A 24,533-nucleotide genomic window follows, 5' to 3' on the forward strand; every position below is an offset into this window, starting at 1 on the left:
TGCGGCCCTCGGCGGGCGTCAGGTCGAAGAGATAGGGCGGGTTCGCGGTCGCCTCCGCGAAGGCGGCTGCCGCCGGCTCCAGCACCGGCTGAACCGGCTCGACGGTGTCGGACATGTGCTTCTCCTCAGTTTCGGATGAGATCTGTGGGGACCTCGGTCAGGACGTTAGAACCGCGGGATCGGCGGACATTGCGCGTCAGCGCACCGGTGCAGGTCCGGAAGTGCACAGGAACCGACCTGGCACTGCACGTGCGGGGACGCCGTGCGCTGTCGGACGCGAACTGCCGCGGAATTCACGGCGGTTCTCCGCGGGAGGCTGTCGAAACCGCGTCAGCCGCTCGGCCGCTGCCCGCGGTACTGCGCCGGGGTCATGCCGTACGCCTTGCGGAAGGCATGGCTGAAGTGGGTGGCGCTGACGAACCCCCACCGGGCGGCCACGGCGGCGATGGTCCGGTCGGCCGCCGTGGGACGGGCGAGTTCGGCTCTGCACGACTCAAGGCGACACCGGCGTATCCAGCCGCCGACCGTGGTGTCGTGCTCGTGGAAGAGCTTGTGCAGATAGCGCAGGGAGACACCATGTGCGTCGGCGAGTGCTTGGGGGGAGAGTTCGGGTTCACCGAGGCGGGTCTCGATGGTGGCCTTGACGCGGTCGAACAGTGTGGCCTCCTGCGTACTGGCCGGTTCCGTGGTGGCCAGTCGATCCGCGGCCAAAGTGGCGAGAAGGTCCGCGACGGCGCGGGCGAGCTCCTCGCGGGCGGTCGGTGCGTCCGCGCCGATCTCCTGCGCCAGACCTGACAGAAGCGGGAGCAGGAACGCGGCCGGTCCCTCGGGCGCGTCGCCGATGACCCTCGCCGTGACCCGGCGTATCTCCGTCTCACCCAGCCTCAGCAACGGGCGCGGAACCATCAGGACCCGCGCACGCTGGTGTTGCGGCAGGACGAGACTGAACGGCCGGCTCGCGTCGTAGAAGGCCAGGACTCCGGGGTACAGGTCCGCCGAGCGGCCGTCCTGGAACAGCCGGGCCCGGCCGTCGAGTTGCAGGCGGGCGAACACGTGGTCGTGGCCGTCGGCGGTCGCGTCCCGCGGAGTCCGGACGACCCGCACGGCGTCGGACTCCTCGGTCGCGACCTGGAGCGTGCCCAGTCGCAGCACCTGGAGGGAGCCCCGCCAGGACTCCGGGTCCGAACGAGCGACGAGGTCGACATCGCCGTAGGCCGTCGACAGCGCCTGCCTGCACGACGACAACCCGTCCACGGCGGTCAGGTGGCCCGGCACCAGTCCTCCTCCGCGAAGCGCCGGGCCCGCTCGTCCCGCAGCCAGTCGGTCGGGGAGACGCCGTACTCCCGGCGGAAGGCCCGTCCGAGGTGAGCAGTGCCGCTGAACCCCCAGCGCCGGGCGACGCTGCCCATGCTCGCGGCGCCGGTCAGTTCCCTGCGGCACTCCTGGAGCCGGAGCCCACGAATCCAGCGGCCGACGGTCGTGCCCTCCCGCTCGAACAGCCGGTGCAGATACCGCGCCGAGATGCCATGGGCCCGGGCGATGACCGCGGGTGTGAGGCCCGGCTCCGCCAGGTGCCAGCGGATGAACCTCTGGATGCGCAGCAGCAGCACCTGGTCGGCGCCGGGCAGATCGGCCGGCTCCTCGCCCAGTTGCTGCGCCGCTGTTGCGGCCAGCAGGCCCACGGCGCTCTCGGCCAGCCGCTCGGCGACCGGCCCGGAGTAGGACTCGGAGGTGTCCGCGAGACGCGACATGAACGGCGAGAGCAGGGCGGTGAGGCCGCCCACCGGACGCAGGGCCCGCGCCGTGATCCGTCCCAGGGCCGCCTCCGGCTGGCCGAGGAGACACCGCGGCACGGCGAAGATCTTCAGCTGGAACCGCTGCGGAAACCGCGTGCGGAACGGGCGGACGGTCTCGAAGAACGCGAGGTCACCGGGACGGAGTTCCGTGTAACGGCCGTCCTGTTCGACCTGAGCGGTGCCGCTGCTCTGTACAGCGACGAGCACCTGACCGCCGTCGCCGCGGGCCACGAAGTGCGGGGCCCGGTGGACCTCTCCCGGATCGCAGTCGACCGTGGTGATCTGGAGTTCGCCCAGTCGGTCCGTACGCATCGTGGCGTCGTACGTCCCGCTCTCCGTGGCGATGTCCATCCCCACCAACGTGGCGAGCACGGCGTCATGCCAGAACTCCAGACTTTCGCCGGCCGGTACGGAACTCGTGGAGAGCACCTGGCTGCGTCGCCTCGTCGTGGGGTCGTTCCCTGTGAAGGAATCGTAGAAGGCTGACATACCCGTCAGCCTGCCTTCGGCCGGGGGCGGACGCATCAGTCGGTCGACTGGTCCTCGCCACGCAGCAGTTCGCGCAGAAAGGCGACGCCCTGCCGTACGGCTGCCCGCGTCGGCGGACTGTCACGCAGTGCGGCCAGCGAGACGAAGTCGTGGACCGTGCCCAGGAACCGGGTCGAGGTCACCTCGACCCCGGCCAGGCGCAGCCGGTCCGCGTACTGCTCACCCTCGTCCCGCGTCACATCGGCCTCCGCCGTGATCAGCAGGGCCGGCGGCAACCCCGCCAGCTCCGCCGGGCCGGCGCGCGACGGGGACGCGGTCGGCTCGGCCAGGTCCCCGGGATCGTCGCTGTACTGCCGCCAGTACCCGCGCAGGGCCTCCCGGGTGAGCAGGTAGCCCTCGGCGAACTGCCGCTGCGAGGCGCTGGCGCAGTCTGCGTCGGTGATCGGGTAGTACAGCAGCTGAGCACTGATCCTCGGGCCGCCGCGCGACTTCACCAGCAGGGTGAGCGCGATGGCCAGTGTGGCGCCCGCGCAGTCCCCGGCCACCGCCAGCCGACCGGTGTCCAGCTCCAGTTCGGCCGCGTGGCGGGCGGCCCAGACCATGAGGGCGTAGCACTCCTCGACGGCCACGGGGTAGCGGGCCTCGGGGGCGCGGCTGTACTCGGGTACCACGGCGGCCACTCCCGCGCCGAGCACGAAGTCGCTGATGAGCCGGGCGTGGGTCTGCGCGTCTCCCAGCGTCCACCGGCCGCCGTGGAGGTAGAGCAGGACGGGAAGCGGCCCCCGGACTCCGGGGGGTCGGAAGATCCAGAAGCCCAGCAGCCCGGACGGTCCCACGGGCGCCACGTGGAAGGAGGCGTTCACGGCGAAGTCCTCGACCCGATGGACCTGGGACTCCGTCAGGGCCTGTCGGCCGGCGGCCGGCGGCAGCTCGTGCAGAAAGGGTGGCGCCGAGGACGCCTCGACCAGGCGCTGCACCAGCGGATCGAGCGTCGGGGGGGAGGGGTGCCGTCCGTCCGGTTCCATGCGATGACCGCCTCTCGCCCGGTCACTTCTCGCACACGAGGAGATCGCGCAGTTGGTGGCGGCTGCTGACGCCGAGTTTGGGATAGACGTTGTAGAGGTGCGACCCCACGGTACGCGGCGAGAGGAACAGCTGCTCACCGATCTCGCGGTTGGACAGGCCGTCCGCGGCCAGTCGTACGATCTGCCGTTGCTGAGCGGTCAGTTCGACCAGTGGGTCCGTCGATGCGGGAGCTTCGGCCACCCCGCTCGCGCGCAGCTCGCCGCGGGCCGACTCGGCGAGGTGCCGGGCGCCGAGCCGGGTGGCCGCTTCCAGTACGACGGTCAGCTGGGCGCGGGCTTCCAGCGGCCTCCTGCGTCGGCGCAGCCAGATCGCGTAGTCCAGGCGGGCCCGGGCCCGTTCCAGGGGCCAGCGGGCCGCCTCCGGATTGACCACGGCAAGCTGGAAGTGGTGCTCGGGGTCCGCGTCCTCGTCGACCAGCGCCGCCGCATGGTGCATGAGCAGAGTCATCCGGGTCGTCGGCCGGGCACCCTGGCTGCGCCGGACCCGCGCCAGGACGTGCGCCGCTTCCCGGCGCCGGCCCGTGCGACGGGCGGCGACAGCCAGTTCGGCGACGCAGCGGGGCGAGAGGAAGGGGTCGAGCGGATCGCCGTCGTCGGTGAACAGTGTCCGCAGATGCCGGAAGGCGCTGTCGCCGTCGCCGAGGACCATGGCCGTCAGACCGCAGGCCCGCAGCATCCGGGCATGCGTGGCGCGGTTCTCGTGGAGGCTTACGGAGCGCCAGTTCGGGCCGGTGAACCGGGTGCCCGGCACGCTCTCCCCGCGCAGCGCGTGCAGGGTCGTAGCCAGGGCTTCGAGGTCCATCTCGACGCGGGTCCACCGGTGGACGGCTGCGTACGAGAGCCCTTCCTCGATCAGGGACTCGGCCTCGGCCCAGCGTCCGAGACCCAGGAGCGTCTCCACCTGGGCCGCGAGGGTCCAGGCGAGCGGGCCCAGGGCACCTTGTGCGCGCAAGCGCTCGCCCGCCTGCCGGAACTGCTCCGCGCACAGGTCCGACTCGTCGGTGAGGTGGGCGAGCGAGGCGGTCGTGAGCAGTCGGGCAGGCCGGCTCGGACCGGTCGTGGTCGAGGCGAGGGTCTTCAGGGAGGCGAGGACGTCGGTGTGCTGCCCGCCGTCCTTGGACACCCGGCCGAGGAAGAACCCCAACTGCCGCCGGTGTTCCGGGAGTCCGGACTGGCGGGCGATGCCCGTCGCGACGGCCGCCAGGGCGAAGGCCGTCGTGCTGTCGCTCCCCGGCGTCCGCCGCGCCACCTCCAGCAGGAGGTCGAACGCCTCTCGCTGAAACGTCTGCAACGACAGTGCCCCACCCATGGCGCAGGCCGCGGCACTCATCAGCTCCGGGTCCCGGTTCACCCGGCCCTGTGCCGTGTACAGCTCGCGCACCCACGCCGGGTCTCCGACGTCGCTCGCGGCGGTGAGCGCCGCGGCGATACGGCGGTCGCGGTCGTGGTCGAGGGGACTGAGGAGCGCGGCCTGCTCCAGTGCGCGGGCCGCGGCGAAGCGGTCACCCCGGACGGAAGCGCCTTCCAGGGCCGCGGCCACGGACTCGTCCGGACCGACGGTGGCCGTCGCCAGGTGCGAGGGGCCGTGGGCGGACACGGCGGCCAGATCCAGGTGCGCCCTTCGGCGCAGTTGCGCGGGCTGCCGGTGGTAGGCCACCGTACGCGTCAGCGGGTTGCAGAAGGCCAGTCTTCCCTCGGCGATCGTGATCAGTCCGGCCGCCTCCGCCGAAGCCCACACCCTCAGGTCGTCGGAGCCCAACGCGGCCATGACGGTGCCGAGTTGCTCCTGCGGAAGGGCGGCCGCCGCGTACAGCAGGGCATGGCGTGTTTCTTCCGGCAGTGCGTCCAGCCGCGCCGCGAACATCTGCGGGATGCCCCGGGACCGTTTCCCGGCACGGCAGAGCTCGATGATCGCCAGCGGATTGCCCTCCGCCTGCCGGAGCAGCTCCAGCCTGGCGCGCCCGGTGGGCGCACCGGGCTGCGCGTCCAGCAGCCGGGCCGCCGCCCGTGGGGGTAGCGGACCGAGCGACAGTACGGCGAGGTCCGAGGGGACGCCTGGAGGGGGAGCCTCGCCGTGTGCCGAGAACAGCACGGAGACGGACGGATCGGTGAGTCGTCGTGCCACGAAGGACAGCACGGCCAGGGAGGCGCGGTCGCAGTCCTGAAGGTCGTCGACGGTCAGCAGGACCGGACCGGTCCGCGCGAGCTGGGCCAACAAGGTCAGGACCGCGATGGACAGGACCGTTCCCTCCGGCGGCACGTCGTCCGCCGTCGGTGCGAAGAGGGCGCGCAGCGCCCGCTGTTGCGGAGCGGGCAGGACGTCGAGCTCGTCCCGCACGGGCAGGAGAAGCTGGTGCAGACAGGCGTACGGCTGCCGCACCTCCGACGGGCAGGCACGCGCCGACAGGACACGGGCACCGCGCTCCCGGGCCTGCTTGCCGGCGATCCGGAGCAGCCGGGTCTTGCCGGTGCCGGTGTCCCCCAGCACCAGCAGGGACCGCGGGCCGTCCACGTCCCGCAGGATCCCGTCGACGTCCGCTTCCCCACCCACCGCTGTACTCCCGATCACTGTGCTCCGCCCGGAGACGGATGCTGTCAGGGGTGCGACGGGCACCGCTTCTGTCATGTGACCAGTCATGCGCCGTGGCCTGGCAGGATGGGACGTGAGCGGTGGGGAGAGCGGAACTTCATGGACGTCGGTGACTTCGGTACCGAGCAGGAACACGGGCCGGCGATCCTCGGCAGGGATCGTGAGATGTCACGGATCACGCGGCTGGTCGACGCTGTGGACGGCGACGGCCCCAAGGTGCTGGTGCTGACCGGTGAGCCGGGGGCGGGAAAGAGCACCCTGGTCGACCGGGCCGCCACGCAGGCCGCGGACCGAGGCCGACGCGTGCTGAGGGTACGGGGCTGCGAGGGCGAGCAGGACCTCGGCTTCGCCGGGGTGCATCAGCTGCTGCGTCCCGTGCTCGGCGGCGTCGACCGGCTGCCGGCGCGTCAGCGCGACGCCCTGCGCCACGCGTTCGGCATGGAGCAGGCCGACGGCTCACCGGCCCCCGAACCGCTGTTGATCAGAACCGGGGTGCTGACACTGCTCTCGGACACGGCGGCGGAGCGTCCGCTGTTCATAGCCGTCGACGACGCTCAGTGGCTGGACGTCGGCTCGCTGGACGTGCTCGCCTTCGTCGCCCGGCGGCTGGACGGGGAACCCACTGTCCTCCTGCTCGCGGCACGCGACGAAGCGGTGCCGGTGCGCTTCGACCGTGACTTCCCGCATCTGACGGCCGGTCCGCTGGACCGGGCGGCGGCCGGGCTCCTGCTGGACCGGCAGCCGCAGCCGCCGCGGGGCCGGGTCCGGGCACAGATCCTCGACCAGGCGGCCGGGAATCCGCTCGCCCTCATCGAACTCGCCCGGGCCTTCGCCAGGCATCCGGGCGGCAGCGACCTCGGCCCGTTCGGTTCGCTGCCGCTCACGGCCCGCCTTGAGCACCTGTTCGCCGCCGACCTGCCCACGCTGCCTCCCGCGACCCGACGAGCCCTGCTCCTGGTGGCGGCCGCGGGCACCGCACAGCTCTCGGACGTCCCGGAGGCGGGCGGACCCGAAGTCTGGGAACCCGCCGAGCAGGCCGGGCTGGTGCGCGTCGACGGCGGCGGCCGGGCAACGCTCCGCCACCCCTTGGTCCGCTCCGCCGTGTATCAGGCAGCCTCCTTCGCCGAACGCCGCGACGCCCACCTCACCCTCGCAGCCGCCCTCGCGCACGAACCCGACCGCCGTGCCTGGCACCTCGCCGCCGCCGCGCTCGGCCCGGACGAAGACGTCGCCCGCGCCCTGGCCGAGGGCGCGGAACGCCTCCAGCACCGGGGTGGCCACGCCGCCGCGGCGGCCGCTCTCGAACGCGCCGCCGACCTCACCCCCGATCCGCGGGAGCGCGCCCGTCGATTGCTCGCCGCGGCCACGTCCGCCATGTACGCGGGGCACCCGCAGTGGGTGGGGGAGATCGCGGGCCGCGTCGACGGCCTCACGGACGACCCCCGGCTTCTCGCCGAAGCCTCCCTGCGGGCCGGCTGGTCCCTGGCTGTCACCCTGCGGCACGACGACTCGCTGGCCTTCCTGCTCCCCGTCGCCGAATCCATGGCCGCCCATGCCCCGGCCCTCGCCCTGAACGCCCTGGGCACCGCGGCGACCCCGGCGTACAACTCGGGTGACCCCCGCTACCGGCACGACATCCAGCGGATCGACGGCCTCATCGCCCGGCAGCCGGACGAGACCGACCGCGTCTGGCCGCAGGCGGCCGGCCGGCCGTTCACGGACCGGCAGCAGACCCTGAAGAACCTGCACCACGCCGTGGACACCCTGCCGGCCGGCTCCCTGACCGGGCTGGTCTCACTCGGCGGTGCGGCCTGGATCCTGGACGAGACCGACGTGGCCGTACGCCTGCTCGGCCAGGCCATGGACCAGCTGCGCCGGACCGCCACGGCCGGCGCCAACTGCACCGTCGCGCAGGCCCTGGCCCTGGCGCACTTCGAGAGCGGAGCCTGGAGCGCGGCACAGGCCGCCGCCGAAGAGGCTCTCTGGATGGCGACGGAGGCGGGCGCGGACAACGTCATCGTGGGATCGCCCCTCCTCCAGGCCACCCTGCGCGCCGCTCGCGGGGACCACGCGGGCGCGCGGGCACAGGTGGACGACGCCGTCCGCGGCCGGGACCTGGGGAAGTCCCGCAGCCTGTACGTGCGTCACCGGCACGCGCTCGCCCTGGCCGCCCTGGCCGCGGGCGACCACGAGACGGCGTACGGCCAACTCCGCCGCGCCTTCACCCAGGACGCCCGCCCGGTCCCCGTCCACTACCACGCGTCCCTCTACTGCGTGGCCGATCTCGCCGCCGCAGCCGTCCGGGCCGGACAGACGGACGACGCCCGCGCCGTGCTCCACGCCGCCGAGCAGACCCTGGAGCAGTATCGCTCCGCCCGTCTGGCCGCGATCGTGCTCCGTGCCTCGGCACTGTTGAGCGATCCCGACGACGCGGAGCCCTGTTTCCGTGCGGCGATCGGCGACCCGGCCGGCGCCCGCTGGCCCTTCGAACACGCTCTCGCCCACCTCGACTTCGCCGAGTGGCTCCGCCGCCGCCGACGCACCGCCGAAGCACGCCCCCTCCTCGGCACCGCCCTCGACATCTTCGAACGACTGGACGCACGCCCCTGGGCCGAGCGCACCGCCGCGGAACTCCGCGCGACGGGCGTGGCCGTGGCACCTCCCGCCGTTCGCGACATCCTCGCCGACCTGACGCCGCAGGAGTTGCAGATCGCCGAACTGGCAGCGGAAGGCCTGACGAACCGGGACATCGGCAGTCGGCTCTACCTCTCCCACCGCACCGTCGGCTTCCACCTGCACAAGATCTTCCCCAAGCTCGGCATCACCGGTCGCGTCCAACTGCGCGACGTCCTCGACCGCGCTCGGCGGCCGGACTGACGACGGTGCCGGGCTCCTGAGGCCGGGAGTACCGGCGAGCGACGGCTGATCGCGTCCGGCCGCGCTCTGTTCGGCCCGGCCCACCCGGATCTGGGTGCCGCGCCGGGCCGCCGGGGGGTCTGCGGACATCGCCACGCAGTCCGTCTCCGGAACGGGGGCATCGCCTGCAGATTGGACCGGCCACGTCGGTTCCGAGCGGTCCGTGGCTTTCAGTCTCGACGACCGCGCGCTCCGCGCCGGAAGCGTGGACGCAACCGCCCGCCTGGGGAACCTGACCCTGCCCGACCCGCGACAGGCCGTCGACAAGATCTGCTCCGCCGTACGCCGAGACCTCACTGCGCTGGAACGGACCACCTATCTCGACGGCCACCGGGACACGACCTGCTGACCCGACCGGCTGGCTCCCTCGCCGCAGACGGTGTGGCGGCGCCGTTGTGAAGATCGGGTTGGGGACACTCGCCGTCCGGCGCCGCGCGGCGGCGGGTTCCCCTGTCTGGCTGGAGAAACGTGGTGCGACTTCCCCTGCTGCGGGCCGTACTTGCGGCCTCGGTGCTCGTGGCGTCCGGAACGGCCGCCGCCGCTCCGGTCCGGGCGGACGGCAAGACCCGGCCCCGGACCGTCGACGATCTCGCGCGGTACGTCAACCCGTTCGTCGGCACCGCGCCCGGTGGCCCCGACTTCGGACACGGCGGCGGCGCGGGCAACACCTTCCCGGGGGCCTCGGCACCGCTCGGCGGGATGCAGTGGAGCCCGGACACCGTGACGTATCAGCACGGCGGCTACTCCTACGGCGACAACCGCATCCGCGGCTTCAGCCTCGCGCACATCTCCGGAGCCGGCTGCGCCGCCTACGGAAACGTGCCCTTCATGCCCACCCAGGAGGCCGTGCCCCCGGCCTACGCCACGTTCTCGCACGCCAACGAGCAGGCGGCGCCCGGCAGTTACCACCTCACCTTCGACAACGGCATCGGCACCGACCTGACCACCACCCAGCGCTCGGGGATCGCCCGCTTCACCTATCCGGCGGCCGACACCCGCCCCGCCGCGGTGAGCATCGACGCGGCCACGGCGTTCACCGCGGCCACCGGATCGGTCGACATCGGGACCGACACCCTGTCCGGCTACAGCGACAGCGGGGCCTTCTGCAAGGCCAAGAACCGCTACCGGCTCTACTTCCACGCCACCTTCGACCAGCCCTTCGCCCAGGCCACCCACCCCGACGGCAAACCCGGCGCGGCCATGGTCACCTTCGCCCCCGGCGTGCGCACCGTGACCGCCCGCGTCGGCGTCTCCTTCGTCGACGTCGAGGGCGCCCGCCGCAACGCGCTCACCGAGCAGGCGGGGCGGTCGTACGACACCGTCCGGGAGGCCGTGCGCGCCGACTGGAACCAGTGGCTGAACCGCGTCACGGTCGGCGGCGGCACGGACGCCCAGCGCCGGGTCTTCTACACCGCGCTCTACCACGCCCTCCTTCACCCCAGCGTCTTCAGCGACACCGACGGCCGCTACACCGGCATGGACGGCCTCGTCCACCGCACCCGCACCGGGCATGCGCAGTACGCGAACTTCTCCGGCTGGGACGTCTACCGCTGCCAGGTCCAGCTGCTGGCGCTGCTCGCCCCGCACGAGGCGTCCGACATCGCGCAGTCCGTCCTCGACCAGGGCCTGCAGGCCGGCTACTTCGACCGCTGGACCCTCGCGAACGGCGGCAGCGGTGTCATGGTCGGTGACCCGCTGCCCGCCATCGCGTCCGCCATCCACGCCTTCGGCGGCACCGACTTCGACGCGACCACCCTGCTGCGCACGGCTCTCGCGGACCGCCAGGACGACCGGCAGCGTCCGGGGCACACGCAGTACGACACCCTCGGCTACGTTCCCGTCGGCACCAAGGGGGTGTGGGGCTCGGTCTCCACCACCCTCGAATACGCCGTCGCCGACTACGCGCTGGCCCAACTCGCCTACCGGCTGGGCGACATGACCGCGTACAACACCCTGCTGCGTGCCTCCGGGAACTGGCGCAACCTCTTCAACCCCGCCACCGGATACCTCCAGCCCCGCGCCGCCGACGGCTCCTGGCCGGCCTTCACCCCGGCCCAGAAGACGGAGTACGTGGAGGGCAACGGGGCCCAGTACACCTGGATGGTGCCGCAGGACCTGCCGGGACTGTTCGCGGCCATGGGCGGCGACGCCGCCGTCACCGCCCGCCTCGACACCTTCTTCACCAGCCTCAACGCGGGCGCCTCGGATCCCTACGCCTACCTCGGCAACGAGCCCTCCTTCGGGACCCCTTGGGCGTACACCCACGTCGGCCACCCGGACCGCGCCGACGCCGTCGTCCACCGCGCGCTCTCCACGCTGTTCAGCGACGCGCCCGCCGGTCTCGTCGGCAACGACGACCTCGGCGCCATGTCGTCCTGGGCGGTGTGGGCGAGCCTGGGTCTGTACCCCGAGGTGCCCGGCAGCGCCCAACTCACCCGCACCACACCCCTGTTCACCACCGCCACCGTCCACCGGGGCGACGGCACCACGCTCACGGTCGGCTCCGCGTCGCCCAGGCACTCGCTCCGGCAGCCGCCCAAACGCTCACTGCGGTAGCGGACTTCGTACGGGACGGGCCGCCGGTCCGGGAACGGCCGTCACCTCGGTCGGTGCGAGTGCGCCGTGCGGTCCGTCGCACTCCACCACCACCCGTACCGGCGCACCGCACGCCGTGTGCCGGACGTCCAGGACCTGGCCCTCGGGGTCGGCGGCGTACGTCTCGCCCCACTGCCGCAGCGCCATGAGGATCGGCCACAGATCGCGGCCCTTGCCCGTCAGCCGGTACTCGTTGCGCGTCCGGCTCCCCGCCTCCTGGTAGGGCACGGTCGTCAGGATGCCGGCCGCGACCAGTTTGCGGAGCCGGTCGGACAGCACCGCGTCCGAGAGTCCGATATGGCGCCTGAAGTCGTCGAAACGGCGGACCCTGATGAAGGCGTCCCGCAGGATCAGCAGGGTCCATTTCTCGCCGACGAGGTCGAGCGTGCTCTGGACCGGACAGTTCTCCGTGCTCACATCGAGCCATTCCATGCCGCCACCATAGCCACCTGGCTCTGTCATTGACAGTCAGCTGCGACGGGATCTAGCTTCAATGGCAGAAGCCAGCAGAGGAGGCAGTACCGCATGGGACGGTCGCGTACGTACGAGTGGCAGGATCCGGGGATCTCGGCAGCCGCCGTAGGAAAGACCACGGGTCTGGAGTTCCTGCGGGACGTGGTCGCCGGACGGCTGCCCGCGGCGCCGATCGGCGCCACCCTGAACTTCACCGTCGACGAGGTGGACTTCGGGCGCGCGGTGTTCTCCCTGATTCCGGGGGAGGAGCACTACAACCCCATCGGCAGTGTGCACGGCGGGGTCTTCGCCACCCTGCTCGACTCGGCGGCCGGCTGCGCGGTGCAGTCGACGCTCCCGGAGGGCATGGGCTACACCTCGCTCGACCTGACCGTGAAGTTCCTGCGCCCGGTCACCGCCGACACCGGGCGGATCCGCGCCGTCGGCACCGTCCTCAACGGCGGACGGCGCACCGCGCTCGCCCAGGCCCAGCTGCTCGACGAGAAGGACCGGCTGCTCGCCCACGCCACCAGCAGCTGCCTGCTGTTTCCCGTGCCCTGACCGTCCCCTGACCGTAAACAGTCGTAGCAGAGGAGTCCGCCTGTCCCCCGCGCAGGCGGATCCGTACCGTCAACTCCCTTGATCCTCAAGGACCCGGGCCTTGCAGGCACGCTGTGAAGTTTGCCGCAAGCCGTTCCCGTGGTGGTATGGGGAGAAGTACGTACGTGGATGTGACACAGCGGGATCGTGAGGGCGTATGGCGGTCGGGGTGACCGGGGCGTATGAGCGCATGCTGGCGGTTGCGGTGGCGGCGCTGCACGAACGGGATCCCGCACGGCTGTGGCCGATGGTCGCCGCGGCGCTGCCCGGCCTGTGCGGGGGCGAGGCGCTGATCTACAAGCTCGGCGAGTGGACGGACCGGACCGGCGCGATGGGGCTCTCGCCCGCCGCCGCGGCCCACTTCGGGCGGATCGACGACGAGGCGATGGCGGTGCTGCGCCGGGGCTACCCCTTCGCGGACCACTACGTCACGGCCGGTGCCGCCCGCCGCCCCGGAACCGCCCACCGGATGGCCGGCAAGGGCTGGGCCGACAGCCGCATGGCGGGCACCATCAGCCGGCTGATGGACGCCGACCACGTCCTGGCCGTCCCGCTGCCGGGCACGGCCACCCCGGTCACCGGCGCCCTCGTCTACCGGGCCGGCACCGACTTCACCGAGGACCACGTCCGGGCCGCCGAACTGATCCAGCCCCTGCTGGCCGGCGTGGAACAGCAGCGGCAACTCCTCGAACGCTGGCACGCCACCCAGGCCCCGCCCGAACTGCCCGAGGACTGCCGCCTCACGCCCCGCCAGGTCACCGTCCTGCTGCTCCTCGCCGACGCCCTCACCGCCTCGGCCATCGCCCATCGCCTGGGCATCTCCGTGCGCACGGTGCACAAGCACGTGGAGAGCCTGTACCGGAAACTGGGCACACGCGACCGGGTGAGTACGGTGCTACGGGCGCAGGAGATCGGACTGCTTCCACCCCGCACGGGACGCTGAACCCCCGAGCCGCCGCACCGACAGGAGCACACCTTCGTGACGTACGACATCACCGCCCTGCGCGCGCTGTTCCCCGCCCTCAGCAGCGGGACCGCCCACTTCGACGGCCCCGGCGGCACCCAGACACCCCGCCCGGTCATCGAGGCCATCACCCGGGCGTTGTCGAACCCCCTGTCCAACCGGGGCCAGGTCACGGCGGGGGAGCGCAACGCCGACACCATCGTCACCGGCGCCCGCGAGGCCATGGCCGACCTCCTCGGCGGGGACCCTTCGGGGATCGTCTTCGGCCGCAGCGCCACCCAGCTCACCTATGACCTAGCCCGCACCCTCGCCACGACATGGGCGCCCGGCGACGAGGTGGTGGTCACCCGCCTGGACCACGACGCCAACATCCGCCCCTGGATACAGGCGGCCGAGCGGGTCGGCGCCACCGTCCGCTGGGCGGACTTCGATCCGGCGACCGGTGAACTGACCCTCGACCACCTCCGCGCCGCCCTCTCCGCCCGCACCCGATTGGTCGCCGTCACCGCCGCCTCCAACCTGATCGGCACCCGGCCCGCGATCCCCGAAATGGCACGCCTCGCACATGAGGCGGGAGCGCTGTTCCACGTCGACGGCGTCCACTACACCGCGCACGCCCTCGTCGACCTCGGGCAGCTCGGCGCCGACTTCTTCGTGTGCTCGCCGTACAAGTTCCTCGGCCCCCACCTCGGCGTCCTCGCCGCCCGGCCCGAACTGCTGGAGACCCTGCGCCCGGACAAGCTCCTCCCCTCCTCCGACGCGGTCCCCGAACGCTTCGAACTCGGCACCCTGCCCTACGAGTTGCTCGCCGGCACCAGCGCAGCGGTCGACGTCCTCGCGGGCCTCGACGCGGCGGCCGACGGGAGCCGCCGGGAGCGGTTGACGGTGAGTCTCGCCGCGCTCCACCGGCACGAGGAGGTCCTGCGCACGAGCATCGACCACGGGCTCGCCGCCCTGGACGGCATCACCGTCCACTCCAGGGCCGCCGACCGCACACCCACCGTGCTCCTCACCTTCGACGAGACCTTCGGTGCGCAGGGCACGCAGGACGCCTCCCGCTTCCTCGCGGAACGCCAGGTGAACGCCCCCTCCGGCTCCTTCTACGCCATCGAGGCATCCCGCCGCCTCGGCCTGGGCGACTCCGGGGGCCTGCGCATCGGTCTCGCGCCCTACACCGACACGGAGGACGTCGACCGGCTCCTGACCGGACTGGAGCTGTTCCTGAAGCGGCCGTCCGGCTGACACCTGGCGGGCGGATCAGGCTCGTTCTCCCAGCCACGCGCACGGCTGAGGGAAAAGAGACGTGCCCAATGACGGGAGAATGATGGATTCGGCCCCTTCAACAATGCCCCGCCGCGCATCTACCGTTGCGTCCGGGTAAACAGCCTGGTCGGTGGCCTGTCAGCGGCCGCGGACCGGGCACGACGGGCAGGACGGGTTCCGGAGGAGGGCAGGACCATGGTGCTCGCGGAGCCGATCGCGGACGCGTCGCTGGACTCGGCCGATCCCGGACCGGCCCGACATGATCCGCTGCCCGATCACCCCGACATGGTTCTCGCCCCTCACCCGGTGGGTTGGAAGCGTCGGGTGACGACCTCGACCCTCGTCGACGCGGCGCGTGGTGCCGGGGGCTGTCCGCCGGCCGCGGTCGCCGACCCCCTCCGGAACCCCAGAAAGGCCACAACATGACCACATCCCCCCTGAACAGGATCGCCGGCGCCCCCATCTCGTGGGGCGTGTGCGAAGTGCCCGGCTGGGGCTACCAGTTGACGCCCGAGCGGGTGCTGAACGAGATGCGCGAGGTCGGCCTGTCCGCCACCGAGTTCGGCCCCGAGGGCTTCCTGCCCGCCGCGCCGGACGCCATGGCCCGCACCCTCGCCGACCACGACCTGCACGCGGTAGGGGGCTTTACCCCGCTTCTGCTGCACGTGCCCGGCCACGACCCGCTGCCCGAGGCCGAACAGCTCCTCGCGGGCTATGACGCCTCGAAGGCGGAGGTGCTGGTCCTGTCCGCCGTCACCGGCCAGGACGGCTACGACTCGCGCCCCGAACTCGACGCCGACGGCTGGAAGCTGCTCCTGTCCAACCTCGACCGGATCGCCTCGCTCGCCGCCGAGCGGGGGGTGCGCGCCGTCCTGCACCCGCACGTCGGCACGATGATCGAGAACGGCGACGAGGTCCGGCGCGTCCTGGAGCACTCGGCGATCTCCCTCTGTCTCGACACCGGCCACCTCCTCATCGGCGGCACCGACCCGGCCGAACTCACCCGCCAGGCGCCCGAGCGGATCGCCCACACCCACATGAAGGACGTGGACGCCTCCCTCGCCGCCAGGGTCCAGGACGGCCGGCTCAGCTACACCGACGCCGTCCGCCAGGGCATGTACCGCCCGCTGGGCGCCGGGGACGTGGACGTCGAAGCCATCGTCACCCACCTCAGCGCCCGCGGCTACGACGGCTGGTACGTCCTGGAGCAGGACACCATCCTCACCGAGGAGCCCAAGGCGAAGGGCCCGGTCGAGGACGTGTGGGCCAGCGCCGAGCACCTGCGCTCGGTGCTGCGCGGGGTCGCGTAGCTCGTATCAGGGGCCTGATGCCGGAGCGATCGGGTGGCGAGTCCTTTCCGATCGTGAGGAAACCAGGGAAGAGCAGGTGACCGCTGACGAGTTTCTGGCCACTTGTCGGGCCACTGCGGGCGACGCCGCTCCGGACGAGGAGGACCAGCGCAGTCCGCTGAATCTGCGAGAGCGAGTGGAAGGGGCGCGCGAGGCCGGATTCACCGCCTTCGGGCAGCTGTACGCGGACCTGGTGGAGGCCCAGGGCGAGTACGGAAGGGCCGGCTCGGCACGCGGTTCGGTGTCGACCCGCTGCCCTGGTCCAACCGGAAGACCGAGCACGACGGGCTACGGCTCGTCGAGGCGGCGGGCCATCCGGAGGGCGGCCACGTCATCGACGTCCGGCACACCGAGCGGGCCCACACCCCGCCCGTCGACCTGGCGGAGGTATCCGGCTCGCGGATCGTCGGCGTGGAATTGAACGACGCCGACAGCGATGTCGTCGGCAAAGGGCCACCGGGGTGGCGGGAACGAAACCACGGTCGTTCCCGCCACCCCTGTCTTCATCTCCGCTTCGATGTTCGGCTCAGTCCTGGCCGCCGAAGACGTTCTGGTCCCAGTCGATGACCGAGCCGGTGACCACGCCACTGCGGTCGGAGAGCAGGAAGACGACGAACTCCGCGATCTCGTCGACCTGCCCGAGCTTGCCCATCGGCTGCGACGCGGCGGCCTTCTCCCGCCAGTCGTCCCCGGCACCGTGGAAGGCGCGCTGGGTGGCGTCCTCGCCCTCGGTGTCCGTCCAGCCGATGTTGATCGTGTTGATCCGGATCCGGTCGAAGCGGTGCGCGTGCGCCGCGTTGCGGGTCAGGCCCGCGAGTCCGGCCTTGGCGGCGGAGTACGGGGCGAGGTGCGGCGGCCCGCCGTGGGCGCAGTTGGAGCCGATGCTGACGATCGTCCCGGGTGCCTTGCGCGCCGTCATGTCGGCCACGGTCGCCTGCATCGCGAAGAACGGTGCCTTCAGGTTGATCGCCATGTGCTGGTCGAACAGTTCCGGCGTGGTGTCCAGCAGCGAGCCGCGTGACGTGAGCCCCGCCGCGTTGACGAGGCAGTCGATGCGCCCGTGGGTCTCGACGGTGCGTACGACGCTGTCGCGTGCCTGCGCCGGATCGGCGAGGTCCGCGCGCAGGAAGTCGGCTCCCGTTTCCACGGCGAGCTTCTCGCCCACGTCGGCCCGACGGCCGGTGAAGACGACGGTCGCGCCCTCCGCCACGGCGGCCCGCACGACTCCCGCGCCGACGCCCTGGCTGCCGCCGTTGACGAGGACGACTCTGTCCTCAAGCAGTCCCATGAGAGTGATGTGTCCTTTTCAGCTCTGGCGGCGCTTGGCCGCGGCCTGGAGTTCGTGGCGCAGCCGCTCGGGGTCCCACTCCTCGGCGACGGCCTGTCGCAGAGTGTCCGCCTGCGAGGGCGGGGCGAGACCCTCGACAGGCGGGTCGAGGTCGAGATTGGTGGGGAAGGGGTAGCCCTCGGCGGTGGCGGCGATCACGCGGCGCAGCCAGTCGTCCGAGACCCCCTCGGCCTTGCGGCTCAGCAGCACCGGGAAGACGGCGTTCCCCATCGCCTCGCGGTCCACCGTCTCCATGGCACGCCCGAACGCGGAGGAGACCTGCAGCAGATTGGCCATGCGCCTGATGTCGGCCGACCGGTTGTGCCCGGCGGCGTGGAAGAGCGCCGGGTTGAAGAAGACCGCGTCGCCCTTCTCCAGCGGGAGCTGGACGTGGTGAGAGCCGAAGTACTCGACGAACTGTGGGAGCCGCCAGGCGAGATAGCCGGGCTCGAACTTCTGCGAGTGCGGCAGGTACAGCGTCGGACCGGACTCGACGGGCATGTCGCAGTGGGCCACCGCGCCCTGCAGCGTCAGCACCGGGGAGAGCCGGTGGACGTGCGCGGGATAGGCCGCCGCCTGCTCCTGGGAGAGGAAGCCGAGGTGGTAGTCGCGGTGCACGCTCTGCGCCGCGCCGCCCGGGTTGACCACGTTGACCTGCGAGGTGACCTGGTAGGCCGGGCCGAGCCAGGCCTCGGAGACCAGCTCCAGGATGTCGTTGGCGTAGTAGTCGGCGAACGCCTCGGGCGCCCGTACGGCCACCTTGTCCAGGGCGTTCCACACACGGTCGTTGGCGCCGGGCTTGGCGAAGTGGTCGCCGCGCGCCGCACCGCTCGCGCGCTCCTCCTCGATCAGCGTGCGGAAGGCGTCGGACGCCCGGTCCACCACGGCCTCGTCGGGGAAGGCGTCCTTGAGGACCACGATGCCGGGCCCGTCGAGCAGCGCCCGCACCAGTTCGCTCTGCACCTCGCGGCGGCCCTGAGGGGTGGCCGCGAGCTCACGGAGCCGGGCACTGTCATAGAGGGGGACGTTCTGCTCGATGCGCTCGGCCGAGGCGTGGTCGGCGAGGTCGGTGCGCTGCTCCACGAGGGAGCGGAACACGTCGAGATCGCAGTCCGCCTCGGTCAGCCAAGTCCGCGTCCCTGCGGTTACGGGAGACATCGAGGTCCTTTCGCTGTGCGGTCGTTTCTGCCAGTCTTGATAACTCGAAACCATCATTCAATGCTTGTCAGTACATCAAAAGTGCATCACCGGCTCTTGGGACCAGTCATGCGACACCGCTATCCGATCAGGGAAATCGCCCGTCAGGCCGGGCTGAGTACGGCCACGGTCGACCGTGTCCTCAACCAGCGGGGCAACGTGACGGAGAGCACCATCAGGGAGGTGCAGGAAGCCATCAAGGACCTGGACCGCCAGCAGAGCCAGGTTCGGCTCGGTGGCCGTACCTTCATGATCGACATCGTGATGCAGACGCCGGAGCGGTTCTCCACCGCCGTACGGGACGCGCTCGAAGCCGAACTGCCCTCGCTGCACCCCGCTCTCGTGCGGTCGCGCTTCCACTTCCGCGAGACCTGCCCGCCCGCCGAGCTGACCGCGACCCTGGACGGGATCGCCAAGCGCGGCAGCCAGGGAGTCATCCTCAAAGCCCCCGACGAGCCGGAGATCGCGGCGGCCGTCGCGAGGCTGATCGCGGCCGGCATCCCCGTGGTCACCCTGGTCACCGACCTGCCGCACAGCGCGCGCCTCGCCTACGTCGGCATCGACAACCGCGCGGCCGGCGCCACCGCCGCCTACCTGCTGGGCCAGTGGCTGGGCAGGCGGCCCGGAAACGTGCTGACCACCATCAGCCGGGGTTCCTTCCGGGGCGAGGAGGAGCGCGAGATGGGCTTCCGCAGCGCGATGCGGATCGCTAACCCCCGGCGGAACCTGGTGGAGGTCACCGACAGCGACGGTCTGGACGCCACCCAGCACGATCTCGTCCTGGCGGCGCTCAAGCGGGACGAGGACATCATCGCCGTCTACTCCGCGGGCGGCGGCAACCTCGCGACCCTCGACGCCTTCGACGCGCTCGGCCGGGAATGCGCGGTGTTCATCGCCCACGACCTCGACCACGACAACACCCGGCTGCTGCGCGAGCGCCGCCTGTCCGCGGTCCTCCACCACGACCTGCGCCAGGACATGCGCCGCGCCTGCCAGATCATCATGCGCGCCCACAAGGCACTCCCCGACGACGGCCCGTCCCTGCCCTCGGCGATCCAGGTCGTCACACCGTTCAACATGCCGCCGGGAGCGCCCTCCGCGGCACCGGCCGACTGACAACGCGGGGCGGGCGCGGGGCCGCGCCGATAGGCTGGCGGTGGTCGGCACATCAGCGCGCGCTCAGCCGGAACTTCCGCGATCGCAGCACAGGAGGAACCATGGCCGGTCAGTTCGAGGCCACAACCGAGATCAACCGCCCGGTCGAGGACGTCTTCGCCTTCCTCGCCGCCGGCACGAACGATCCCAAGTTCAGCCCGAGGGTCCAGGAGATCACGAAGACCCCGGAGGGCCCGACGGCTGTCGGCACGGTCTTCACCAGCACGGTCAAGGACGCCGGGATGAAGACGGCCCGGACCTTCCGCATCACCGAGTTCGAGGCCCCCCACCGCATCCGCTGGGCGGAGACCTCGAAGAACCTCGTCATGGCCCAAGAGGGCGGCTACGACCTCGAATCCACCGGTCCGGGCACCACCAAGGTGCGGATCTTCAACGTCCTCGAAGGCCACGGCGTCGGAAAACTGCTCGTGGGCTTCGCGCTGGGCGCGGCCCGCAAGGACGCGCCCGCGTTCGGGCAGCGCATCAAGACGGCGGTGGAGGCGTCCTGACCCGCCGCTGACCGTCAACGCGCCGTCGCGGGGCGGCTGTTGTAGGCCTCCACTGTCAGCAGTGGACGCCCCGAGGCCAGTGCCCTGGCCGGCCAGGACAGGGTGACGGTCTGCGACTCGCCGGGCAGCAGCCACAGGTAATTGTGGCTGTACAGCGTGGGCAGCACACGGTGGCCGGTCGTGCCGTTCGTCAGCGAGAGCCGGACCATCGCGGCGACGGCGGGACCGTCGTTGCGGACGGTGGCGGTGAGCCCGGAACGGGTCACGCGCCCAAGCGTCGCCGACATCGTTGTCCGCGGCGCCCCGCCCAGGCCCCGCATGGCCGCCGGCGTGCGATAGCGCCAGTACGTGTTCCGCGACCGGAGCCGCCCGCCACCGTCCTCCAGCGTCAGGCGCAGGAGATGCAGATCGGGCAGGCCGTCGGTCCAAGGGATGCTGAACGCCTTCGCGGTCGCGGCCGGTGCGACATCCAGCCGGGCGCTCCTGTTCCCGCCGAGCCGACGGCCGGACAGGTCGAGCAGTTGCGCGGAGACCACGGCGTCGCGCAGTGCGGCGCGCGTGTGGTTGACGGCGATGACCTGTCCCTCGGGGTCGGCCTGGACGTGCAGCGGCTCGCAGGCCGAACGGGCGCCGTAGTAGGTGCCGTTGACGTCGAAGTCGTAGTCGTACGTCTGCCAGACCGTGCTGTGCCAGGCGGGGTGGGACATCCACAGCATGAGCCCGCTGGCGTTGTCCCAGAGGTTCGCGTTCCAGGCCTCGAACATGGCACGCGTGTTCTCGTAGTTGACGAACTGCGCCTTGCGTGCGAAGTCGTCCAGGCCGGTCGCCTCCCCGAGGCGCGTCTCCACGGCCGCCTTGTACGTCTGCGGTGCCTGGTTCCCGCGCTCGCTCCAGTCGTGGTAGTACCAGGCGCCCCGGATCGGCCACTCCGGTTCGTCGCCCGTCATGTTCCGCAGGCTCGCGGCCGTGGAGACCACGGGCATGCCGATCTCGGTGTGGAAACCGAAGTCCTTGCTGCCGTAGGTCGCCGGGTCGAAGTACTTCTCCGGCTCTACCCAGCCGTAGGGTCCGCCGCCGGTGATGATGCCGCCGGCCGAGTTGTTCTGGTAGAGGACGCCGGGGACCTGGTCCTCCACGGCCTTGCGCATGCCCTGGTCGATCGCGGTGGGCGGGTTGCCCTCGTTGGCGCCGCACCAGACGACCACGCTGGGGTGGATGCGGTAGCGCAACACCGTGTCCCGGGCAAGGGAGTTGAAGGCGTCGTGGTCCGGCGGATCCATGCCCCACGCGTTGGGGAAATCGTTCCACACCAGGATTCCGTGCTCGTCGCAGGCGGCGAAGAACTCCTCCCGGTCGGAGGTGCCCACCCAGTTGCGGATCATGGTGAAGTTCATGTCCCGGTGCATCCGCACGGCCGCGTCCGTCCGCTCCGGCGGCATCCGGCGCAGCAGTTCGTCCCAGCCCCAGTTGCCGCCCCGGGCCAGCACCCGTACACCGTTCACGCTGATCTTCAGCGGATCCGGCGTGTTGGACACCGACTTCACATCGGTCCAGGTGTCAGCGTCGTCCGACACCTGGATCACATACGTCTTCGGATACGCCGACTCCCACACCACGGCGACCCGGTCGAACCTCTTCGAGGAGCCCAGGTCGACCTGGATCCACTGGTGGTCCTCGTAGGCCGAGGACCAGCGGGTGCCCGGATCTCCGTCCGTGGCGTGCGCGGCCGGGTGATCGGGATCCTCGGTGGAGGCGGTCGTCGTACGGTGGAGAGCGAGGTCGGTGCCGGGGGCCGTGCTGTCGATGACGTTCAGGGACCACAGGGAGTTGCCCCAACTGGTGTTGCGCAGACCGCAGTTGATCCGGACGTAGCGTGCGGTGCGGGGCGCGAAGTCCTCTGTCTGCAGGCTGGCGTTGCCGTTGTTGAAGGGCAGGGGAACCGCGCCGTTGTCCACGGAGGCGGCGTCGGTCCAGTTCGCGTTGTCGGTGGAGACCTGCACCACGAAGGTCTTCGCGTACGCCTGCTCCCAGACCAGGTCGACCCCGTCGAAGGACTGCACCGACCCCAGGTCGACCCGGATCCACTGGTCGTCCTCGTAGGCCGAGGACCAGCGGGTGCCGGGATCGCCGTCGGTCACGTTGCCCGCGCCGTGGTCGTCCCCGTCCGTGCTCGACGCGTCGGCCTGTGCGTGCAGAGCCAGGTCGGTCGCGGCCCGGGCGCTGTCGCGTACGGCCAGGGTCCACAGGGAGTAACCCCAACCGGAGGCCCGGGTAAGGCACTTGATGCGCACAAACCTGGCCTGCTGCCGGTCGAAGGTCACCGACTGGGTATACGCGTCACCGGAGTCGGCGAACGGCAGCGGCACCGCGTACTCGTAGCCGAACTGGCGGATGCCGAAGCGGGTGGTGCGGCGGTCGCTCTCCGCGCCGTCGAGCGAGGCGACCAGGGTGAGTTGGTGGAGCGTGGGTTCGCCGATACCGTTGGGCCACCACAACGTCGGTTCGCGCAAACGCAGTTGGGCGAAGGCGTCGGGAGTGAACACGACGTCGACGCTCTCCCCTGCGGGCACGGTGACGGCCTTGCTGACGCGTACGTCGCCGAAGGCCGCGGAGACCGTCGTCCGGTGGTCGGCCGTGTCGGCGTTGCGGACCGGGACGACCACCGTCAGGTCGGCGACAGACAGACCGGGCAGGTCCGGCAGCAGGGTGTCGACACGCGGATCGCCGATCACCACGTGGCCGGTCGAGCGCAGCCGCACGTGGTTCCAGATGCCGGCGGCCCGGTCGCGTACCGCCGGCATCCAGTCCCAGCCCGAAGCGGCCAGATAGGTGGGGGAGTTGAGGTTCATCTGGTTCGCGCCCGCGTCCACCCAGGACTCGCCGGCCGGGCCCTTGTCGCCGGGGCTGCCGGGAACCGGCATCGGCGTGATCCTCACCGCGAGCGCGTTGGTCCCGCCCGGAGCGAGCAGTTGGGTCACATCGAGGGCCGAGCGGGCGAAGGGGTACGTGAGTCCGCCGACGTGGTGGCCGTTGAGCCAGATGTCGGCCGTGTGGTTGACTCCGTCGAACTCCAGCCAGGTCCGGCGCCCGGCCCCGGTCCGCAGACCGCGCGGCAGCTCGAAGTCCCGCTTGTACCACCACGCATGGCGTGACAGCGCCTCGGGGACATGGAGGTTGTTCAGTCCCGCGACGGGATCGGGCAGCTTGCCCTGGTCCACGAGCGAGGCCAGTACCGTGCCGGGCACGGTGGCCGGCAGCCAACTGCTCGTGTCGAACGACGACTTGGACAGCTCCGTACCGTCCGCACCGGCCCAGTCGTCCAGCGTCAGCCGCCAGCCGGACTCCACCGGAACCGTGCCGTCCTCGGCCACGGCCAGCTTCGGCACCGGGCCGGTGTGGGTGCCCCAGTCCGTCCAGCCCGTGGCCGACGGACGGTGGCCCTTGACGGTGCCGTAGACCTCGAAGCCGTTCAGGCCAAGGGGGTTGGGGTTGGAGCGGCGGGTCGAGGTCAGCCGTATCCAGCGTGCCGTGACCGGGTGCGGGGGTTGGATGTCCACGACTCCGCCCGTGCCGGCCGTGGTGCGGTACACGCCGGTCCAGGTGGTGTGGTCGGTCGAGGTCTCGACGACGTACTCGACCGAGTAACTGGACTGGATCTCCTTGCCCGTCGTGCCGTCGGCCGGGTTGCCCGAGGTGGGCGGGGTGAACACCGGGTCGTTCGCGTCGCCTTCGAAGGTGAGGCGGATGGACGTGACCTCGCACGGAGTCTGGAGATCGATCGAGATCCACTGGGGGTCGCCCGGCCCGGCACGCCATCCGCTGCCGCGCACACCCGGCGAGTTGAGCCGGTCCACCACGAACGAACCCGGGGTCGGCGCGTAGGCCGTCGAGGAGACCGATACGGGCCGGTACAGGGCGAGTTCACCGGGGTGGGCGGGGGAGGAGGGGGTGGCCGACGCGGGCGTGGAGAAACCGAGACCGAAGCCGGCCAGCAGACCGGAACCCGTGGTGACGAAGGCGCGGCGCGACACGTGTGGTGAACCCGACTGATCTGTCATGAGCGTGATGTCCCATCAAAAACCGGCGGTACTGACAACGTTGCCAAAGGCTGGGACGCGAGGGAAGCTGTGTCAACCCCTGAAGCGGCCTTCTAATAAATTAGGAATTAATGTTGACAGGGTTTCGGCCGCACGCCACAGTCGTCGCCGTGACGCCCCCGGCCCCCTGTCGCAGTGCGGCCCGCGT

The 24,533-nt window shown here is 71.4% G+C and carries 18 protein-coding genes and 1 pseudogene; 10 read left to right on the forward strand and 9 right to left on the reverse strand.

Going from position 1 to position 24,533, the window contains the following annotated elements; all coding sequences use genetic code 11:
* From ACWDEW_RS44175 to ACWDEW_RS44195, 5 genes and pseudogenes are all read right to left on the reverse strand, one after another.
* Positions 1–115: pseudogene (locus ACWDEW_RS44175) on the reverse strand (esterase); the annotation flags it as partial.
* A 215-nt stretch (positions 116–330) separates the two neighbouring features.
* A complete protein-coding gene (locus ACWDEW_RS44180) occupies positions 331–1,275 on the reverse strand; it encodes a helix-turn-helix domain-containing protein (RefSeq protein WP_450521303.1) in 945 nt (314 codons plus the stop codon).
* A complete protein-coding gene (locus ACWDEW_RS44185) occupies positions 1,260–2,225 on the reverse strand; it encodes an AraC-like ligand-binding domain-containing protein (RefSeq protein WP_450521391.1) in 966 nt (321 codons plus the stop codon). Before ACWDEW_RS44185 ends, ACWDEW_RS44180 begins: the two co-directional genes overlap by 16 nt.
* 95 nt (positions 2,226–2,320) lie before the next feature.
* The gene (locus ACWDEW_RS44190; protein WP_450521305.1) at positions 2,321–3,310 is read right to left on the reverse strand and encodes an alpha/beta hydrolase; all 990 of its coding nucleotides are present in this window, start codon (positions 3,308–3,310) and stop codon (positions 2,321–2,323) included.
* A gap of 22 nt (positions 3,311–3,332) precedes the next feature.
* On the reverse strand, positions 3,333–5,921 hold the full coding sequence (locus ACWDEW_RS44195; RefSeq protein ID WP_450521307.1) for an AAA family ATPase: 2,589 nt from the start codon (positions 5,919–5,921) through the stop codon (positions 3,333–3,335).
* A gap of 138 nt (positions 5,922–6,059) precedes the next feature.
* Here ACWDEW_RS44195 and ACWDEW_RS44200 point away from each other — a divergent pair, with 138 nt between their 5' ends.
* The 3 genes from ACWDEW_RS44200 (at position 6,060) to ACWDEW_RS44210 (ending at position 11,432) form a co-directional block, all read left to right on the forward strand.
* Positions 6,060–8,837 carry an AAA family ATPase gene (locus ACWDEW_RS44200; protein ID WP_450521308.1) on the forward strand — a complete coding sequence of 926 codons (2,778 nt, stop codon included), beginning with the start codon at positions 6,060–6,062 and terminating at the stop codon, positions 8,835–8,837.
* Between the two features lie 202 nt (positions 8,838–9,039).
* On the forward strand, positions 9,040–9,225 hold the full coding sequence (locus ACWDEW_RS44205) for a hypothetical protein (RefSeq protein ID WP_450521310.1): 186 nt from the start codon (positions 9,040–9,042) through the stop codon (positions 9,223–9,225).
* 122 nt (positions 9,226–9,347) lie between these two features.
* Positions 9,348–11,432 (forward strand): GH92 family glycosyl hydrolase, encoded by a 2,085-nt coding sequence (locus ACWDEW_RS44210; RefSeq protein ID WP_450521312.1) that lies wholly within the window; start codon positions 9,348–9,350, stop codon positions 11,430–11,432.
* On the opposite strand, the gene ACWDEW_RS44215 is transcribed toward ACWDEW_RS44210, so the two are convergent.
* A complete protein-coding gene (locus tag ACWDEW_RS44215; protein ID WP_359615314.1) occupies positions 11,421–11,903 on the reverse strand; it encodes a winged helix-turn-helix transcriptional regulator in 483 nt (160 codons plus the stop codon). The genes ACWDEW_RS44210 and ACWDEW_RS44215 overlap by 12 nt on opposite strands.
* Before the next feature lie 93 nt (positions 11,904–11,996).
* On the opposite strand from ACWDEW_RS44215, the gene ACWDEW_RS44220 reads away from it, so the two are divergent.
* From ACWDEW_RS44220 to ACWDEW_RS44240, 5 genes are all read left to right on the forward strand, one after another.
* Positions 11,997–12,485 (forward strand): PaaI family thioesterase, encoded by a 489-nt coding sequence (locus ACWDEW_RS44220; RefSeq protein ID WP_450521314.1) that lies wholly within the window; start codon positions 11,997–11,999, stop codon positions 12,483–12,485.
* Between the two features lie 196 nt (positions 12,486–12,681).
* Positions 12,682–13,467 (forward strand): LuxR C-terminal-related transcriptional regulator, encoded by a 786-nt coding sequence (locus ACWDEW_RS44225; protein ID WP_450521316.1) that lies wholly within the window; start codon positions 12,682–12,684, stop codon positions 13,465–13,467.
* Between the two features lie 36 nt (positions 13,468–13,503).
* Complete coding sequence (locus ACWDEW_RS44230; protein WP_450521318.1) at positions 13,504–14,730, forward strand: cysteine desulfurase-like protein; 1,227 nt, start codon at positions 13,504–13,506, stop codon at positions 14,728–14,730.
* Positions 14,731–14,946: 216 nt separating this feature from the next.
* A complete protein-coding gene (locus ACWDEW_RS44235; RefSeq protein ID WP_450521320.1) occupies positions 14,947–15,177 on the forward strand; it encodes a hypothetical protein in 231 nt (76 codons plus the stop codon).
* Positions 15,174–16,061: a sugar phosphate isomerase/epimerase family protein gene (locus tag ACWDEW_RS44240; RefSeq protein WP_450521322.1), complete on the forward strand. Its 888-nt coding sequence runs from the start codon at positions 15,174–15,176 to the stop codon at positions 16,059–16,061. The genes ACWDEW_RS44235 and ACWDEW_RS44240 overlap by 4 nt, the downstream gene beginning before the upstream one ends.
* Before the next feature lie 565 nt (positions 16,062–16,626).
* Here ACWDEW_RS44240 and ACWDEW_RS44245 read toward each other — a convergent pair.
* Positions 16,627–17,388: an SDR family oxidoreductase gene (locus tag ACWDEW_RS44245; RefSeq protein WP_450521324.1), complete on the reverse strand. Its 762-nt coding sequence runs from the start codon at positions 17,386–17,388 to the stop codon at positions 16,627–16,629.
* Between the two features lie 18 nt (positions 17,389–17,406).
* Positions 17,407–18,585: a phytanoyl-CoA dioxygenase family protein gene (locus tag ACWDEW_RS44250; RefSeq protein ID WP_450521326.1), complete on the reverse strand. Its 1,179-nt coding sequence runs from the start codon at positions 18,583–18,585 to the stop codon at positions 17,407–17,409.
* Positions 18,586–18,693: 108 nt separating this feature from the next.
* On the opposite strand from ACWDEW_RS44250, the gene ACWDEW_RS44255 reads away from it, so the two are divergent.
* Together ACWDEW_RS44255 and ACWDEW_RS44260 are read left to right on the forward strand one after the other, a co-directional pair.
* Complete coding sequence (locus tag ACWDEW_RS44255) at positions 18,694–19,740, forward strand: LacI family DNA-binding transcriptional regulator (RefSeq protein WP_450521327.1); 1,047 nt, start codon at positions 18,694–18,696, stop codon at positions 19,738–19,740.
* Positions 19,741–19,841: 101 nt separating this feature from the next.
* The gene (locus ACWDEW_RS44260) at positions 19,842–20,288 is read left to right on the forward strand and encodes an SRPBCC family protein (protein WP_450521329.1); all 447 of its coding nucleotides are present in this window, start codon (positions 19,842–19,844) and stop codon (positions 20,286–20,288) included.
* 14 nt (positions 20,289–20,302) lie between these two features.
* Here the strand turns inward: ACWDEW_RS44260 and ACWDEW_RS44265 are convergent, their stop codons facing one another.
* Positions 20,303–24,346 (reverse strand): discoidin domain-containing protein, encoded by a 4,044-nt coding sequence (locus tag ACWDEW_RS44265; protein WP_450521331.1) that lies wholly within the window; start codon positions 24,344–24,346, stop codon positions 20,303–20,305.
* Positions 24,347–24,533 lie beyond the last annotated feature (187 nt).

The organism is Streptomyces sp. NPDC001100, from assembly GCF_053598575.1.

Bases quoted from the DNA above. Each gene is read 5' to 3' on its own strand.
- ACWDEW_RS44265 (WP_450521331.1), bottom strand. From the start codon at position 24,346: ATGACAGATCAGTCGGGTTCACCACACGTGTCGCGCCGCGCCTTCGTC.
- ACWDEW_RS44260 (WP_450521329.1), top strand. From the start codon at position 19,842: ATGGCCGGTCAGTTCGAGGCCACAACCGAGATCAACCGCCCGGTCGAG.
- ACWDEW_RS44250 (WP_450521326.1), bottom strand. From the start codon at position 18,585: ATGTCTCCCGTAACCGCAGGGACGCGGACTTGGCTGACCGAGGCGGAC.
- ACWDEW_RS44240 (WP_450521322.1), top strand. From the start codon at position 15,174: ATGACCACATCCCCCCTGAACAGGATCGCCGGCGCCCCCATCTCGTGG.
- ACWDEW_RS44255 (WP_450521327.1), top strand. From the start codon at position 18,694: ATGCGACACCGCTATCCGATCAGGGAAATCGCCCGTCAGGCCGGGCTG.
- ACWDEW_RS44190 (WP_450521305.1), bottom strand. From the start codon at position 3,310: ATGGAACCGGACGGACGGCACCCCTCCCCCCCGACGCTCGATCCGCTG.
- ACWDEW_RS44215 (WP_359615314.1), bottom strand. From the start codon at position 11,903: ATGGAATGGCTCGATGTGAGCACGGAGAACTGTCCGGTCCAGAGCACG.
- ACWDEW_RS44225 (WP_450521316.1), top strand. From the start codon at position 12,682: ATGGCGGTCGGGGTGACCGGGGCGTATGAGCGCATGCTGGCGGTTGCG.
- ACWDEW_RS44220 (WP_450521314.1), top strand. From the start codon at position 11,997: ATGGGACGGTCGCGTACGTACGAGTGGCAGGATCCGGGGATCTCGGCA.
- ACWDEW_RS44200 (WP_450521308.1), top strand. From the start codon at position 6,060: ATGGACGTCGGTGACTTCGGTACCGAGCAGGAACACGGGCCGGCGATC.
- ACWDEW_RS44235 (WP_450521320.1), top strand. From the start codon at position 14,947: ATGGTGCTCGCGGAGCCGATCGCGGACGCGTCGCTGGACTCGGCCGAT.
- ACWDEW_RS44245 (WP_450521324.1), bottom strand. From the start codon at position 17,388: ATGGGACTGCTTGAGGACAGAGTCGTCCTCGTCAACGGCGGCAGCCAG.